The following is a 15169-nucleotide window of genomic DNA, read 5'->3' as shown; positions in this document are numbered from 1 at the left end:
GGGTCAGCGCAGGATGCCGGCCCGGCGGGCGTCCTGGATCCAGGACGGGAACTCCGACAGGAGCCGGTCGTACAGCTCGGGGTCGGAGAGGGTCTCGATGTCGTCGACCGCGAAGAAGCCGACGTTGTCGACGCGGCGGCCGGGCAGGGTGTCGAAGCGTTCCAGTACCCCGTAGTCGGCCCGGCCGAGGCCGATGAACTGCCAGAAGACCGGCTCCTCCACGGCTGCGCGCAGTTCCCGTTCGATCACGTCGTTGCGGTAGACCCCGCCGTCGGAGAAGAACAGCACCAGCGTCGGTTCGGGCACCGGATGGTCGCGGACGAACGCCCGGACCTCCGCGATGACCTTCTGTTCCTCGTTGCCGATGCCGACGGCGCGCATGTCGACCTGGCCGGGTACCAGTCCCTTGGGCGGCTTGCGGCGGCCGAAGAGGCTGAACTCGCCTCCGCGCACGTGCAGGCGCAGCCATTCGGGCAGGGCGCCGATCGTCAGGTCGGGCAGCCGCGCCGGGTGCGAGGCGAACGTCCAGGCCTGCATCTCCCCGTCCTCGTCGAGCTGGGCGGCTACGGCGGCCATCCGTTCGGCGACGCGCGCGACGGTGCCGCGGCGGTAGAGCCCGGCCATGGAGCCGGACGCGTCGAGGACGAGGACGACCCGGGCGGACAGGCCCGTGACGCCCCGCTTGCTCAGGCTGACGGCGACCTGCCGCTTGCGCAGGGACAGGCGTTCGCGCACGTCGGAGGGGAGCCGCTCCTCCCCCTTGGTGAACCGTACGGCCGGCTCGGCGGGCGCGGGGGCGGCAGGGGTGGGCGGCGCGGGCGCGGGGCGCGCAGGGGCGGCGGCCGGAGCCGGGCCCGCCCCCGGGCCCGCGGCCCGCGGTGCGGCCGGCGGCTGCGGCTCGTCCACGGTGATGCCGAAGTCCTTCGCGAGGCCGGCCAACCCACTGGCGTACCCCTGGCCGACGGCCCGGAAGCGCCACGCCCCGGAGCGCCGGTAGAGCTCACCGCTCACGAACGCGGTCTCCGGGCCCGCCCGCATGTCGAAGCGGGCCAGCTCGACCCCGGACGGCGCGTCGAGGAGGACCAGGTGGAGCCCCGGCACCTGCCCGAAGCTCCCACCGTCCGCCGACGCGCAGAGCAGGACCCGTTCGACATCGGGTTCCACCGCGGCCAGGTCGACGGCGACGGTGTCGGCGCCGGGCCGCTTGCCGAGGTGGCGCACGGCCCCGGAGGCGTGCCGGGGCTGGTTGTAGAAGACGAAGTCGGCGTCGGAGCGGACGCGTCCGCCGCCGGTCAGCAGCAGCGCGGACGCGTCCACGTCCGGCACCCCGGGCTCGGCCGCCCAGCCGAGGACGGCCCGGACGCCGGTCGAGGTGATCGGCAGGTTGGCGCCTTTGTCCATGAGGGTCACGGCGTCCAGTCTGCCGCTCCACCCCTACGGGCGGTAGCCGATGTTCAGTTCCGCGACGGACGTCCAGGGGCTGCCGCCCAGCTCCCGGGTCGCCTTGAGCCCGACGGAGCACGCGGTGTCCTAGCCACGGCACAGCGCCGTGTCCACGACCGCCTCCACACGCCTCGTGCCCGAGATGTCGGCCGGAATACTTGTCACCGCGATGTTCGCGGCCTGGCGGCCGTCGTCGGTCACTCCGCCCCGGGTCTCGTATCCCACGAGATCGCCACCGTGGCCCCAGTAGACGCCGCCGCAGGAGAGTTTCCTGCTCATGAGGCCCAGGCCGTAGTGGGCGCCGGTGTCCCCGACCGGAACGGTGGTACGCATCTGGACGAGCTGGGCGTCCTCCAGGAGGTCGCCGCGGAGGAGCGCGGTGAAGAAGCGGTTGACGTCGGAGTTGGTGGAGATCATCTGGCCCGCCGCCCCGCCCGCCGAGGGGTCGACCTCCGTGGAGTCGCGCAGCTCCCCATCCGCCATCACGCGGTAGCCCTTCGGGTGGGGTTCCCGGATGGTCTTGTCCCCGGGGGCGGGGAAGTAGGTGTCGCGCAGCCCGATGCGCTGGACGACACGCCGGTCGATCTCCTCGGCGAGGGGCCGGCCGGTGACCTTCTGGATGATCAGGCCGGCGACCACGTAGTTCGTGTTGCTGTAGCTCCACCTCTCCCCGGGGTCGAACTCGGCCTTGTGCTTCAGGGCGATGTCGACGAGGTCCCGGGGCTCGAAGTACCGGTGCGCGATTTCGTCGTCGCTGATGTGCACCCCGTAATCGGGGAGTCCGCTCGTGTGCTGCAGGAGCTGTCGGACGGTGATGCGGCGTCCGTCGATGCCGTCCCCGCGCAGCAGCCCCGGGAGATGGGTGTCGACCGGGTCGTCGAGGCCGATCCTTCCCTCACCGACCAGCTGGAGCAGGACCACCGCGACGAACGTCTTGGTGTTGCTGCCGATCCGCACCTGGCCGTCCTTGGGCACCTTCGCGCCGGTGGCCAGGTCCCCGACCCCCGCCGTGTACGTCCGGTTACGGCCGTCGTCGCCCCTGACGGTCGCCAGCGCGGCGGGCTGGCCGTCCCGTACCAGCGCGTTCAGACCTTGCTGCACGCTGTCCGGCCGCGCGGCGGCGAACGACGTGGTCGGGGCCAGGACGTTGGCGGTCACGATGGCCGTGGCCACCGCGGCCACGGCCGCCAGCGCTCCGCGGCGCCCGCCGCTCCGCCGCTCGGTGGAACGGGGCCAGTGCCGTGTCTGCTCGCGCATGTGTCAACTCCGTTGGAATCGTGGGGTCCTGCCGGCTGTTCCGGCCACCCGTCGACCGGGCAGGGCACGATCATGGGTTCACGGGGCTCCGGCGCGCATCCCGGGAAGGCGGGAGAACGGCCTCCCCCGATCGGGGGAGGCCGCGGGTGAGCCGCCCGTACATACTGGGTGATCATGATCAAGGGACTCCGGCCGCTGCTGCGCCACTCCACGTACGCGGGTGCGCTGTTCGCCTACGGCGCCGTTCTCGCGAGTCTTCCTCTGCTGCCCTTCGCGATGGTGCCTGCGCTGGCGTGGCGATCCGCTCCCGAAGGCGTGCAGATCGTCGTGGTCCTGCTCGTCTGGGCCGCCCTGATCGGCCTGGTCGGACTCGCCCGCACCACGCGACGGGTGCTGATCGTGTCCGCCCGGCGACTGCTGGGGGTGCCGTTGCCCGAGCCTGTCGCCGTACGGGCGGCCGGGAGTTCGTCCGTCGGACCGGCTCTCGCTCTCACCGTGCCGGCCCAGGCCGCTCCGTCCCGCGCCGACCGCTGGCGCACTCCGCTCTGGCTGCTGCTGCACGTGGCACTCGGGTGGACGGGCGCGCTGACCAGCGGTCTGCTGCTCTTCGCGGGCCTGACCCTGCCCGGAGGCTGGCTCGACGCCAAGCTGAGACTGAGCCTGTTCGGCCGGTCGGTACGGGTGGAGGGCGGCTGGCAGAGCTGGGTGGTCGGGGTCGGCTGCCTGCTCCTCGCGGCCTCCGTGTGCGTGCTGGTGACGAAGGCCCTGCGGTGGTCGGCGCCCAGGCTGCTCGGCCCGTCCGCGGCCGAGCGGCTCGCGCTGGCGGCCGACAGGGAACTGCGGCTGGCCGAACGCAACCGACTGGCCCACGAGTTGCACGATTCGATCGGGCACACACTGACGACCACCACTATCCAGGCAGCGGTGGCCGGTGAAGTGCTCTCGTCCGACCCGGCGGCGGCGCGGGCCGCACTGCGCAGCATCGAGGAGTCTGCCCGGGCCGCCCTGGAGGACCTGGACTACGTGCTCGGCCTCCTGCGCGAGAGGGAGACCGAGACAGCACCTACCCGCACCCTGGTTGATCTGCCCGAACTGCGCGACAGGGTGCGGCACACGGGCTCGGTGGTGGAGTGGGAGCTGACCGGGGATCTGACACAGGTGCAGGGGACGCTCTCACGGGCCGCGTACCGGATTCTGCAGGAGGGGCTGACGAACGCGATGCGACACGGAGCGGGCGGCCCGATCGGGGTCCGCGTGGTGGCCGCGCCGGAAGGACTGGAGCTCGGTGTGGTCAACACGATCGGTGCGGGTACGGGTACGGGTACGGGTACGGGCCAGGGCGGGCGTGCCTTTCCGGCGTCGGGGCATGGTCTGCCCGGCCTCGCGGAGCGCGTGCGGTTGCTGCACGGCGAGTTCGACGCCGGCCCGGACGGCCCGCGGCACTGGCGGCTGGCCGTCAGGCTGCCCGTACGGTGGTCGCCGTGACCGATCCCGGCAGCGCACCCGTCACGCTACTGATCGCGGACGACGACGACGTGACCCGAAGCGGTCTGCGCACGCTGCTCGCGGCACAGCCCGGGCTCACCGTGGTAGGAGAGGCCGCCGACGGTGTCGAGGTGGTCGAGCAGGCGCGGCTGCTGCGTCCGGACGTCGTGCTGATGGACGTACGGATGCCCCGCCGCAACGGGATCGAGGCCACCCGGCACCTCCTCGCCGAACCGGGCGGATCGGTCACGTCGGGCGGTCCGGCCCGGCATGCCGGCCTGAACGGGGCGCCGGGAGCGCCGAAGGTCGTGGTGATCACCACCTTCGAGAACGACGACTACGTGACCGCCGCGCTCAGCGCCGGGGCCAGCGGCTTCGTGCTCAAGCGGCTTCCGGTCCGGCAGATCGCGGAGGCGGTACGCGTGGTGGCGACGGGAGAGGCGATCCTCTTCCCGGCCGCCCTGCGCCGGATGGTCGCCGCCCGTCCGCTGGACTCCGCCGATGCCCTGCCGAAGGCGGCCCTGACGGGGCGGGAGGAGCAAGTCCTGCGGCTGATGGCCACCGGTCTGTCCAACCCGGAGATCGCGGAGTCCCTCACGGTGAGTCTGGAGACGGTCAAGACGCACGTCGGGAACGTGCTGACGAAGCTCGGCGCGCAGAACCGGACCCACGCGGTGGTCATCGCGTACGAGTCGGGACTGGTGGCTCCCGGATTCACGGGCTGAGGCACCGCGAAACGCGTTCCGGTGCGCCGTGCGGTAGGCCCCTCCCCCCGGGCGCCACCTGCATCGGGTGACGGCGATCCGGCTCCGAGGTCGACCCGGATCCACTGCGGGTCCTTGCCTTGGTCGCTGGCCCAGTGGTGGGTAGCTGCGGAGTCGTCGAAGGCATTGGCGGGCTGCCCGCGCGAGATGAGCGGGTCGGCGGCGGCTCCGGCTCGGGGCGCTCACGGCTGGACGTCCCCAAGCGCGAGAGGTGGGGTCCGGGGGTGACGGGACCGGCCGTGCAGCGGCACAGCCGTCTGCCCCGGCCGGTCCCGTACGCCTCGTCGCGGACGGCGGCGCGATCCCGGCCGACCGGCCCGCAGCGGGACGAGGGTCGACCGGAACGGCCGCACCGCGGACCGGGGCCGTCCCGTGGACGAAGGGGAGCGTCGTGCCGGAATTGCGTGCGCGGGCGTCGTGTACGGCCTGCGCGCGTGCGGGGACAGGGCGCTGGGGCATCCGTGCACGCGGCGGGCGGGGAGCGGGGAGCGGGACGACGGTCAGCCGGAGGCGGGGACCAGCACGACGGCCGTCCCGTAGGCGCACACCTCGGTCCCGACGTCGGCCGCGTCGGTGACGTCGAAGCGCATCATGAGCACCGCGTTGGCTCCGCGCGCCTTGGCCTGCTCGATGAGCCGGTCCATGGCCTGGTTGCGGGTCTCCACCAGGGTCTTGGTGAGGCCCTTCAGCTCCCCGCCGATCATGGACTTCAGGCCCGCGCCGATCTGGCTGCCCAGGTGGCGGGAGCGCACGGTGAGGCCGAAGACCTCGCCGATGACCTGCTCGACCCGGTAGCCGGGGACGTCGTTGGTCGTCACGACGAGGACGCCCGTCTGCTGGGCCCCGGGGCCGCCGCCGTAGTCGTCGATTCCCATGGCACCCACTCTGGCGCCGCGGGACAGCGCCCGCATCCGGAGGGGCCGGGCGGTGGCATGCGGCGCGGCGGTCAGCGGCTCCGCGCGTCCGGACCGGATCCGGCCCGGGTCGTCGAGGCCCGTTCCGGCCGGGGTACGGGGATCCGCAGCCGGACGTGGAACCCTCCCTCGGGGCGGGCCCGGCGATCACCGTGCGGGGGCGCCCCACCGCGCCCTGTCCCGTGCCCCACCCCGCGCCCTCCGCCGGGCGTGCGGAACGTCGCACGTCAACCCCTCCGTGTACACCCCTGGTTGTACGAGGTCTCCCCCGAGGCGGTAGCCGACTTTCAACCCGTGGATGGGCGCGGGCGGATGCCGTCCGGCCGTAGATTCGCCAGCGCCGGTCCACCGGCCGGCGCCGGCCCCTCCCCCCGGGGCCCGCCGCGCGGCCGTGCCCGTTCGGGGGAGGGCACGGCCGCGCATGCCCATGCGCATGCGCACGCCCCGGCGCGGACCGGTCGGGCCGGGCCGGGCGGTGGCCGGTTCAGGCGAGCCAGGCGGTGAAGCGGGTGCCGAGGAGGCGGAAGCGGAAGGAGTCCGCCGGACCGGGCGACGGCGTCGCTCAGCACGGGCCCGGGGACGAACTACGTGGCGAGCCACGCCGCGGGGTCTTCGGTGTCGGCGTCCACGACCGGGACGGCCCAGCGGCTGCGGACCTTACGGGCGACCGCCACCTCCAGCCGGAAGCGGACGCGGAAGGCGGGCCGTCGGCGCACTCGGCCCGGACCAGTGTGACGGCGGCGAGCGCGCCGCCGGCGGAGCGGCCGAGCAGGACCACTCCCATGCCGCCGGAGCCGAGCCGCCCGAGCGTGCGGTACGGGTCGTGCGCCACCGTGCCCGCCGACCGGGAGTCCGGGTCGAGCGCGGCGGCGCAGGTCAGACGGCGCGCCTCCCTCCCCGGTCCGCAGGACGCGGGCCGGGTCGGGCGTGAAGGTGTACGCCGTCGGCAGCGTGCCCGGGGGCGTCCTTCCGGGCACGGCGGGTCCACGGACCACTCGAGAGGGACAGATTGGGCATTTCGGGCTAAACGACGGTGAGTCAGCGGGGCTGCCGGGCCCGGCGTCGTCATAGTCGACCCTGGCAGCCGCCTGGTTGCCGCCCCGCGCCGCACGTCGCGGCCGGGTGGATGTCTTCGTAGAGGAGCCGGCTCATGCTGAAGCCCACCAGGACCATCCTCGCTCTCGCCGCCGGAAGCCTGGTTCTCGGCCTGGTCGGGACGGGCGCCGCCGTTGCGGACGAGAACCCGATGGCCGGGGCGCCGTCGCAGGCCTCCGCGGTCCGGGACGGCCACGCCGTCGGCCGGGTCGTCTCGAAGGGCCCGCTGAAGGTCCGCAGCAAGCCGTCCACCCGCTCGCGGATCGTCGGCCAGGTGTACCCGAACCGCAAGGTCGAGATCGAGTGCAAGAAGTACGGCGAGTCCGTCGACGGAAACCGCCTCTGGTACCGCCTGGACGACCGCAACGGTGAGGTGGAGAACGGCAACGGCGACATGGACGAGCGCGAGGACGGACGCGAGGACGGACGCGAGGACAACCGCGAGGACGAGCGCCAGGACGACCGCGAGGACAACCGCGAGGACGAGCGCCAGGACGAGCGCGAGGACGGACGCGAGGACAACCGCGAGGACGAGCGCCAGGACGACCGCGACGACGACCGCGAGGACGAGCGCCAGGACGACCGCGACGACGTCAGGGCCGGCGACGGCGACCGCTGGGTCTCCGCCCGTTGGGTCAAGAACCTCTCCCCGGTGAGGTTCTGCCGCTGACCGGCTCCCCGTCGAAGCCCCCGTGCGCCCGGTGCCCGCTCAGGGCGCCGGCCGCACGGCGCGCGGGCCCACGCACTCGGCCCCGTACGCCCGGACCCGCTCGCGCAGCTCCCGGTCGGCGGTCACCACGGTGCAGCCGCGCTCCGCGTGGGCCGCAGCCAGCTCCACGATGAGGTCGTCGCCGCTGCCGGGCGCCGACTCCACGCGCACGCCCGGTACGGACTCGACGCCCCGGGCCGCTCCTTCGACGACGAGGACGACCTCCTCCCCGCCCTCCCACCCGGCGAGCCGGTCGCGCAGGCGCTCCGCGGCGCCCCGGCGGTCGCGCCACCAGCCGTCCGGAACCGAGCCGACGACGTTCGCTCCGTCCACGATGAGTACGCGGGCCACGGCGGCTAGAAGTCCCCGTAGTTGACCTGCCAGGTGGGCAGGCCCATCCGGCGCCAGACCGCGACCACCCGGTCCCGGTCGTCGAGCGACACCCGCACCGCGTACCGGTGGCGCACGTGCGCGTCGAAGAGCTCCGCCTTCACCACGTCGTCGCGGCGCCCGTCGCCGGCCGCACGCATCCACAGCTCGTCGTACGGCACCTCGTGCCGGCGCAGCCAGGACTCGGTCTGCGTCCGGTGCTCCTCGCTGCGTCCCGACAGCAGCACGATGGTGTCCCCGTCGGCTCGCCGGAAGGCGTCCAGGGCGTGCTTGACCGACTCGTTGAGCAGGTCGAGCTCGCAGCGCGAGAAGTCGTACGGGCCGCGGTCGCCGGTCAGCGCGAGCGTCCCGTCGATGTCGCACATCACCGCGGACGGCAGAGCCGGATCGGGGACGTACTCCGTCACGGGCGGCACGGCCGCGCCGGAGCCGCCGTTCATCCACTCCGCCGTCAGCCGCCAGCCGCCCTTGCGGACCTTTTGGTGCTTCTCGGCCAGGATCCGGATGATCTCCTCGCCGACGGGGCGCTCCCGGGCCGCGTCCCGGCGCAGGCACTCCTCCAGGGGGACGTCGGTGAAGTCGTGCACGACGAAGGTAGCCAGACCGCCGACGGCGGCCTTGAGCCGCTTGGGGATGTGCTTGGTCAGGTGGGTGTTGTCGACGACCACGTCGAACCCGCCGTCGACGGCCGCGCGGAGCGCCGCGTCCTGGACGGCCAGCACCGTCTGTTCGTGCGCGAAGCTGCGGCCCCGCTCGGGGTCCGGCAGGTCGAGCATGCTCCTCAGGTCGTCGAGGTTCACGCGACGCATGCGCCCGCCGGCCTCGGCCTGCAGGGCGCGCGCGGCCGTCGTCTTGCCGGAGGCGGGCAGGCCCGTCATGACGTGCACGACGGGCAGCGGGGCCTCCTCGGCGGCGGCGAGCGCCTCTGCCGCGGCGTCGGCCCCTGGCACGGTCCGGGTCTCGGCTTCGGCTTCGGCCACGGGCTCGGGCTCGGGCTCGGCCACGGGTTCGGATGTCTCCTGGGACACGGGTCAGCTCTCCTCGTCGTTCGTGAAGGGGGCGGCGGTCTCGGGCCGGACGAAGCGCCAGACGACGAGGTCGGTGGCCTTGCCGTCCAGGCGCAGGAACATCGCCGCGCGGATCCCGCCGTCGGACAGTTCCTTGGCGGCGCGGGCGAAGGCGCCCCGGTCGGCGGCCAGGTGCGCGAGTCCCGCGTACGCCTCCTCGACCGCGCGCTCGCGGAGCGCGGCCTCGTCCTCCAGGCGGGCGATGACTTCGCGGACCCAGTTGTCGAACTCGTCGGGCACCTGCTCCAGCAGTGCGTCGAGCGGCTTGCCGCCGGCCGCCTCGACGTCCGCGACCCGGCAGTTCAGGCCCTGGGCGAGCTGCTTGGCGGGCAGGCCGGCGAACCGCTGGACGCCGTGGGACCGCCAGATGTCCCGCTCGGTGACGCCGGTGAGCACCTTGTGCAGGCGCACGTACTCCGACAGCTTGGCCTTCGCCCGGACGCCCGAGGCGAAGCGCAGCACGAAGCCCTCGGCCTGGGTGCCGGTCGCGGGGGCGCCGCCGGGCAGGGTGTTGGAGTCGGCGAGCGCGATCAGCTCGTCGAGGGGCATCGCGGGCCACACGGTGACGACGGAGCCGATCCCCTCCCAGTGGGGCGCGGCCTCGGCGAGCGGCACCTCGGCGCCGTCCGTGGTGAAAGCGGCGAGGAGGACGAGGTCCCGGCGGTCGCCGTAGTCGACGACGATGCGGTTCTGCGGGTGGAGGACCTCCGCGAGGTAGGTCGTCCCCGGCACGAGCGCCGTGGTGTCCCGGGCGTCGAGGTGGCGCTGCGCCCAGGTGGCCTGGGTGCTGGTGAAGGACCCCTTGGATGCGGCGCGCCAGCGGCCCGCGTAGTGGAAGACGACCGCGAGGCTGCCGTCGACCTTGTCGTAGACCTCGAACGGCTCGTCGGGCAGGGCGGGCGCGTACGGCTGGCCCGACTCGTGCTCGCCGACGTTGAAGAACTTCGGCAGCGGCAGCGCGACGATCGCGCCGGTGGCGTCGTCGGCGACGAGTCCGCGGCAGCGGGTGGTGACCTGGTTCCAGACGCGCTCGTACTGGGCCGTCCGCGTGTACGTGTAGATGGACAGCGGCAGTTCGGGGTGCGCCTTGCGGGTCACGTACCCGGCGTCGATCGAGGCGGCGAGCTCCTGCGCGGGCATCAGGTCGTGCAGAGTCAGGCGGTCCTGGCTCATGGGGTCCTCCCGGATTGAGATGGTCCATTCTCACGTGCGGGAGGGTCTGCCCGGTACTCGATTATGACTGGTCGGAGCCCGTTGCCAGCCGGTTGATGTCGCGGGGGCGCAGGATGCGCTCCGGGACACCGGCGTCCGGCGGGACGGCCGCGACGGCGATCATGCCGGTCGCGCCGAGGAGGATGACGTTCACGGCGGCAGCTTGGGCCGTGGCGGCGGGCTCGGGCCCGCCGCGCCCGTCCCCGCGCGTGCTCAGTGGGGCAGCCGGGTGCCGCACCGGGCGCAGTAGCGGGCGTCCCGTTCGGCGGCGAGGCGGGCGCACTCGGCGCAGACCCGGTCCAGGAGGCACGCCGGATCCCCCGCGTCGCCGACCGGGTCGGCCGCGCGGACGGCGGGGGGCGGGCGGCGGCGGTGCGCCGTGGCGCAGGCGAGCCCCTCGGCGCCGGCCCGCACGGAGCGGACGGTCCCGGCCGGGAGCCAGGCGACGGATCCGGGGACGAGCTCCCGGGCGGCGTCCAGGGTGCGGAGTTCTCCCGTACCGGAGACGACGAGGAGGACGCCGAGGGCCGTGTCGGTGTGGTCGCCGATGCCGGGGCCGAGCCGGACCAGGTTCGCGTCGAGGTCACGGGCACCGTCGCCGAGCGCCCACACGACGCCGGCCGGCGCGTCGTCGGCGGCCGGGTGCGGCGGGGCGAGGAACACCGGCGAGGCTGCGGGACCGGGCGTGCTCATCGAGGGCTCCCCTGCTGCGGAGGCGGTGCGGGCGGGACGGGGCGCCCGGGCGCGCGGCGGGGTGTGCCGGAGGGGACGTGACGGCAGGGGTGTGACAGAGGGGACGTGACGGCAGGGGTGGCGGCGGGGATGTGACGATGCGTCAGTTCGAGATGCAGATCTCGTTGCCCTGCGGGTCGGCGATCGTGGTCCAGACGCTGGGGCCCTGGTGGCCGTCGTGCAGGAAGGTGGCGCCCTTGGCGAGGAGCCGCTCGACGACGCTCTTGTGGTCCTCGTCCGGCCCGGTGCGGACGTCCAGGTGGACGCGGTTCTTGACCGTCTTCGGCTCGGGCACGAACTGGAAGAGGACGCGGGGCGCGCGCTCCGGTCCCTCCGGGTGGCGGATGGCGGCGCCCGCCTTCCACACGAGTTCGCCGTGGTGGGTCGTCGTGTCGTCCTCGGCCGCGTGGCCCGCGGCGATCAGCCCCCGGATGAACGCTTCGTCACTCGGTTCCACTTCCCATCCGAGTGCGTCGGCCCACCAGTCGGCGAGGTCGTGCGGGGAGGCGGAGTCGATGGTCACCTGGAACGTGTATGCCATGCCGGGACCCTACTGAGCGGACGCCGTGCCCGCCACAGGAGCCGGCGCGTAGTGGGAGGCGACGGCGGGCTGCCCGGTGTGGTTCGGACCCGCGGCCGGATCGGCGCCGAGGTAGCGGAAGGGCAGCCGGACGGTGCGCGGGCCGTCCAGGGAGATCCGGTGGTGACGGGCGCTGCACCGGAACCCGGCCGCGCGCAGCGCCGCGACGGCCGCCCGACCGGCGGGCGCGCCGTCGGCCCGGCGCAGGGACCCGGGGTCGAGGTGCGCGACGAGCAGCCCGCCGGGCGCGAGCCAGGAGGCGGCCCGGGCCAGCAGCCCGAGCTGGTCGCCGACGTAGTGCAGGCCGTGGACGCAGGTGATCAGGTCGTACGTCCGATACGGGGCCCAATGCGCGACGGAGGCCCGCAGCAGCTCCAACCCCGGCGGGACGGGGGCGGGCACGAGGGGACCGACCAGGTCGACGCCGGTCAGTACGGCTCCGTCGGGCAGCCGGGAGGCGGCTTCGCGCAGGGCCCGGCCCTCACTGCTGCAGAGGTCGAGCCAGGCCGGGGCGGTGGAGCGGACGGCCAGGTGGGCGGCGGGATCGAGGCCGAGCTCGCGGGCGTAGCTGTTGACCCCGGACAGACCCCGCTCGCGGTTCATCGTGTTGTTCGCGACCACCGGGGATCGTTCCAGTTCGTCGGCGGGGAACAGGCGGGGTGCGGTCATCGGGCCATTGTCCGAGGCGGTCGCCGGCCCCGGAGCGGCGTGTCGCGCGGGACGCGGCGGCCGCGGCAAGCACCATGCAGGGGGGACCGCGCGGGCCTCCCACGCCCGTCGGCGGCACGGACCGCGCCGCCGGACGGGCGGCACCGACCGGGGTGGCCCGGCGCTGCTCGGCGCGGCGCACGGGAGGGACCGGACGGACGGACCTGCACGGCACGGCACGGCACGGACGTGCACGGCACGGCACGGCACGAACAGGCACGGGTGGCACGGATCGGCACGGCACGGGAGGACTTCATGACGTCAGGCACAGCTGTCCTGTCGCACTGAAGCTGTCGGATTCCCACTCGGTCTCGTTCGTGCTGGCATATTCTCGGTGCGGCGGCTCTTGAGCGGCGGTGCAGTAGGCCGGCAGCCGGGCCGGAAGACCCCGGCCGTCCGCCCGGACGGTGTGTCAGACCACGGCGAGCCGGTCCACCAGCAGCTCCACCCTCCGCTCGGCTTCCGCCGGTGGCAGCCGTCCCGCCCGGGTCAGGGTGGCCAGCCCGTGCAGGGCCGCCCAGAACACCTCGGTGAACAGCCCCGGGTGGACGCCCTCCCCGGCGACCTCACCGAGGCTTTCCAGCAGGGCGGCGAAGCCGTCCTTCAGCGGCTCCGGGGTGTCCTCGACCGCGAAGGCCAGACCGCCGTCGAGCTGGAACATGGCGTCGTAGACCAGCGGGTTGCGCTCGGCGAAGTCGAGGTAGGCGCGGGCGAGAGCGGTGACCCGGGCGCGCGGGCCGTTTGCGGCGGAGGTCGCGGCCCGCAGCGCCGCGGCCATCTCGGCGGCACCCTCCAGGGCGACGGCGCCGATGATCTCGCGCTTGCCGCGGAAGTGGCTGTAGAGGACGGGCTGGCTGTATTCGATGCGCTCGGCGAGCCGGCGGGTGGTGACCGCGTCCCAGCCCTGCTGCTCGGCGAGTTCGCGGGCCGTCGCCACGATGAGGCGCTCGCGGGCCGCCCGTTCGCGTTCCTTGCGTTCCTGTACCGACATAACCGGATCCTAGCACCGCTAGACAAGTGAGCGGCAGTAGTACTAGCGTTGCCTCATCATCTAGCGACGCTAGATCTCAGGAGGGGTCATCATGCTCGACACACTCAAGGTCGTCACCATCGTGGTCGTCGGAGTGATGGTGGGGGTGGAGTTCTCCGTCGCCTTCGTCATCAACCGGATCCTCGACGCACTCCCCGGCGACAACGGCCAGCTCGGCCGCGCCCACGGGGGCCGGATGCTCGGCGCCGTGATGCCGGTCTGGTACATCGGCTCGCTCGTCCTCGCCGCGGTCTGGGCCATCGCCGGATGGCACCACCACGGCACCGGCCTCGTCGTGACCGCCGCCGCGCTGCTGATTCTCAGCGTGCTCATGTCAGTCTTGCTGCTCGTCCCGATCAACAACCGGAGCAAGACGTGGACCCCCGAGAACCGGCCCGAGGACTGGAAGGAGCAGGCGAATCGCTGGGACCGCTTCCACTACGTCCGCGTCGCCGTCATCATCGCCGCCTTCGCCCTGCTGGCCGCCGCCCTCGTCTGAGCCCGCGGTCCGAGACCGCGCAGGCGGCGCGCGCTCCTCTGCTCCGCGGGCGGCAGACGACGATTCGCACGGATCCACACCGCCCTCGGAACCCAGGACCCCCTCTGACGGAGGTTCTTCCTCTATCGAGATCGCGACTTCCGCGAATGCCGGGTCGTTCGAGAACCCGGGCCTCCGCCTTCTCGAACGCCTGGCATCCCGGCAGGTCAACGGCTCACCATCTGACAGATGCGCTGCAACAGGACAATTGCGCTGGCGCCGTCGGCGAGGAAGAGCATGAAGGCCCACGTCCGGTCCGGTGAGAAGGTGCAGCCGATCCTGACCTGAACGACTTCGAGGCGGGTGAGGATGTCGACGGTGGATGGCAAGGCGAGAGTCTCAGTACCCCGCCTCCTCGCCCGTCGGGGGCGAGCCGCGTAGATGTCGGCAAGCTGCTGGCTGGGAACGCTGCCGTCCCGTACAACGAACCCGCCTCCGTCGAGAAGCGCCGCTCTGACGGGTTCGCAGGCCCTGGTCTGGCCTCTCAGCATCCCGGCGAGTTCTGCCCGGTCCATCTGTTGCCCTTTCGCCTGCTGTCCTGCCGTCCTGCCGTCCTGCTGTCCGCTCAGTCGTCAAAGCGGAGCTCAGGTCGGGTCCAGAGGGTGAGGTCGCTGCTGGTGGCGACCGCCAGGGTCAGGCCGGAGGGAGAGAACCCGGCTGCGCGGAGTTCTGAGTACTCGGAGTGAAAGATGTGCCACCACGTCCCTCCCGCCGGGCCTTCGTGGGACCCGCCGTCGGCGGAGAGGATGACGCGGTCGTGGGGCCACTCGGGGCTGACGACGTCCAGGGTCCAGCCGTCTGGTGTGGTGCTGTGCAGGCCGCCGCCGAAGAGCCCGGCGATACGCACCGGCGTGCCCTCGATCGGGCCGAGCCCGGGGCAGGTGAGCTCCGGCGACGCGTCCGGAGTGCCGGTGTCGGGGTCTGGATCCCGATCGCGGGCGACCTTCTCGCCGCTGACCGCGTCGAAGAGTCCATGGCCACCATCGCTGGACACGACCATGACGAGGTCGTGCCCGCTGTCGGGATGGACGGCGAAGCCGATGCCGAGTAGACCGCCGATGGGGGTCCTGTGGTCCAGCACCGGCTGCCACGGCTCCGGGGCCGGCATGACGGTGGCGGCGATGTAGCGCTCCCGCAGCTTCTGCTGGTACTCCGTGATCAACTCGTCTCCTCTGGGCTGTCTGTGTCGAGGGTCAAGACCACAAACGATCTCAAGGTGACAAGAACGATGCACCTTCAGTGACA

At 73.1% G+C, this 15169-nt stretch carries 17 protein-coding genes and 1 pseudogene; 4 read left to right on the top strand and 14 right to left on the bottom strand.

Features of this window, described 5'->3' with window-relative positions:
* Nucleotides 1-3 precede the first annotated feature (3 nt).
* Both ACFWTC_RS30485 and ACFWTC_RS30480 read right to left on the bottom strand, forming a co-directional pair.
* A complete protein-coding gene (locus ACFWTC_RS30485) occupies nt 4-1401 on the bottom strand; it encodes a VWA domain-containing protein (protein ID WP_384029265.1) in 1398 nt (465 codons plus the stop codon).
* Between the two features lie 129 nt (nt 1402-1530).
* A complete protein-coding gene (locus ACFWTC_RS30480) occupies nt 1531-2700 on the bottom strand; it encodes a serine hydrolase domain-containing protein (RefSeq protein ID WP_383919842.1) in 1170 nt (389 codons plus the stop codon).
* A gap of 174 nt (nt 2701-2874) precedes the next feature.
* On the opposite strand from ACFWTC_RS30480, the gene ACFWTC_RS30475 reads away from it, so the two are divergent.
* The gene (locus tag ACFWTC_RS30475; RefSeq protein ID WP_384029237.1) at nt 2875-4185 is read left to right on the top strand and encodes a sensor histidine kinase; all 1311 of its coding nucleotides are present in this window, start codon (nt 2875-2877) and stop codon (nt 4183-4185) included.
* On the top strand, nt 4182-4910 hold the full coding sequence (locus tag ACFWTC_RS30470; protein ID WP_383919837.1) for a response regulator: 729 nt from the start codon (nt 4182-4184) through the stop codon (nt 4908-4910). The genes ACFWTC_RS30475 and ACFWTC_RS30470 overlap by 4 nt, the downstream gene beginning before the upstream one ends.
* 539 nt (nt 4911-5449) lie before the next feature.
* Here the strand turns inward: ACFWTC_RS30470 and ACFWTC_RS30465 are convergent.
* Together ACFWTC_RS30465 and ACFWTC_RS30460 are read right to left on the bottom strand one after the other, a co-directional pair.
* Entirely contained in the window at nt 5450-5824 is a 375-nt protein-coding gene (locus ACFWTC_RS30465; RefSeq protein ID WP_383919834.1) for a YbjQ family protein, read from the bottom strand.
* A gap of 626 nt (nt 5825-6450) precedes the next feature.
* Nucleotides 6451-6695: pseudogene (locus tag ACFWTC_RS30460) on the bottom strand (serine/threonine protein kinase); the annotation flags it as partial.
* 318 nt (nt 6696-7013) lie between these two features.
* Between ACFWTC_RS30460 and ACFWTC_RS30455 the strand changes: the two are divergent.
* On the top strand, nt 7014-7628 hold the full coding sequence (locus ACFWTC_RS30455; RefSeq protein WP_384029239.1) for an SH3 domain-containing protein: 615 nt from the start codon (nt 7014-7016) through the stop codon (nt 7626-7628).
* Between the two features lie 39 nt (nt 7629-7667).
* Here the strand turns inward: ACFWTC_RS30455 and ACFWTC_RS30450 are convergent, their stop codons facing one another.
* The 8 genes from ACFWTC_RS30450 to ACFWTC_RS30415 form a co-directional block, all read right to left on the bottom strand.
* Nucleotides 7668-8018, bottom strand: coding sequence for an NTP pyrophosphohydrolase (locus tag ACFWTC_RS30450; protein WP_383919828.1), 351 nt, complete (start codon nt 8016-8018; stop codon nt 7668-7670).
* 5 nt (nt 8019-8023) lie between these two features.
* The gene (locus tag ACFWTC_RS30445; RefSeq protein WP_383919825.1) at nt 8024-9085 is read right to left on the bottom strand and encodes an AAA family ATPase; all 1062 of its coding nucleotides are present in this window, start codon (nt 9083-9085) and stop codon (nt 8024-8026) included.
* A 3-nt stretch (nt 9086-9088) separates the two neighbouring features.
* Nucleotides 9089-10297, bottom strand: a complete 1209-nt coding sequence (locus ACFWTC_RS30440; RefSeq protein ID WP_383919822.1) for an RNA ligase — start codon at nt 10295-10297, stop codon at nt 9089-9091.
* A 61-nt stretch (nt 10298-10358) separates the two neighbouring features.
* Nucleotides 10359-10490 (bottom strand): hypothetical protein, encoded by a 132-nt coding sequence (locus ACFWTC_RS30435; protein WP_383919819.1) that lies wholly within the window; start codon nt 10488-10490, stop codon nt 10359-10361.
* Nucleotides 10491-10549: 59 nt separating this feature from the next.
* A complete protein-coding gene (locus ACFWTC_RS30430) occupies nt 10550-11029 on the bottom strand; it encodes a cupin domain-containing protein (RefSeq protein WP_383919816.1) in 480 nt (159 codons plus the stop codon).
* A gap of 142 nt (nt 11030-11171) precedes the next feature.
* The gene (locus tag ACFWTC_RS30425) at nt 11172-11609 is read right to left on the bottom strand and encodes a VOC family protein (RefSeq protein ID WP_384029241.1); all 438 of its coding nucleotides are present in this window, start codon (nt 11607-11609) and stop codon (nt 11172-11174) included.
* Nucleotides 11610-11618: 9 nt separating this feature from the next.
* Nucleotides 11619-12317 carry a class I SAM-dependent methyltransferase gene (locus ACFWTC_RS30420; RefSeq protein WP_383919811.1) on the bottom strand — a complete coding sequence of 233 codons (699 nt, stop codon included), beginning with the start codon at nt 12315-12317 and terminating at the stop codon, nt 11619-11621.
* A gap of 451 nt (nt 12318-12768) precedes the next feature.
* Nucleotides 12769-13347, bottom strand: coding sequence for a TetR/AcrR family transcriptional regulator (locus ACFWTC_RS30415; protein ID WP_383919809.1), 579 nt, complete (start codon nt 13345-13347; stop codon nt 12769-12771).
* 91 nt (nt 13348-13438) lie between these two features.
* Here ACFWTC_RS30415 and ACFWTC_RS30410 point away from each other — a divergent pair, with 91 nt between their 5' ends.
* Nucleotides 13439-13885, top strand: a complete 447-nt coding sequence (locus tag ACFWTC_RS30410; RefSeq protein ID WP_384029243.1) for an anthrone oxygenase family protein — start codon at nt 13439-13441, stop codon at nt 13883-13885.
* A 206-nt stretch (nt 13886-14091) separates the two neighbouring features.
* Here ACFWTC_RS30410 and ACFWTC_RS30405 read toward each other — a convergent pair whose 3' ends face one another.
* Nucleotides 14092-14439, bottom strand: coding sequence for a hypothetical protein (locus tag ACFWTC_RS30405; RefSeq protein ID WP_383919804.1), 348 nt, complete (start codon nt 14437-14439; stop codon nt 14092-14094).
* 50 nt (nt 14440-14489) lie between these two features.
* The gene (locus ACFWTC_RS30400; protein WP_384029247.1) at nt 14490-15086 is read right to left on the bottom strand and encodes a hypothetical protein; all 597 of its coding nucleotides are present in this window, start codon (nt 15084-15086) and stop codon (nt 14490-14492) included.
* Nucleotides 15087-15169: the final 83 nt, after the last annotated feature.

The organism is Streptomyces sp. NPDC058619, from assembly GCF_042717785.1.
Classification (GTDB): domain Bacteria; phylum Actinomycetota; class Actinomycetes; order Streptomycetales; family Streptomycetaceae; genus Streptomyces.
This window is presented reverse-complemented; position numbering and strand designations above follow the sequence as displayed.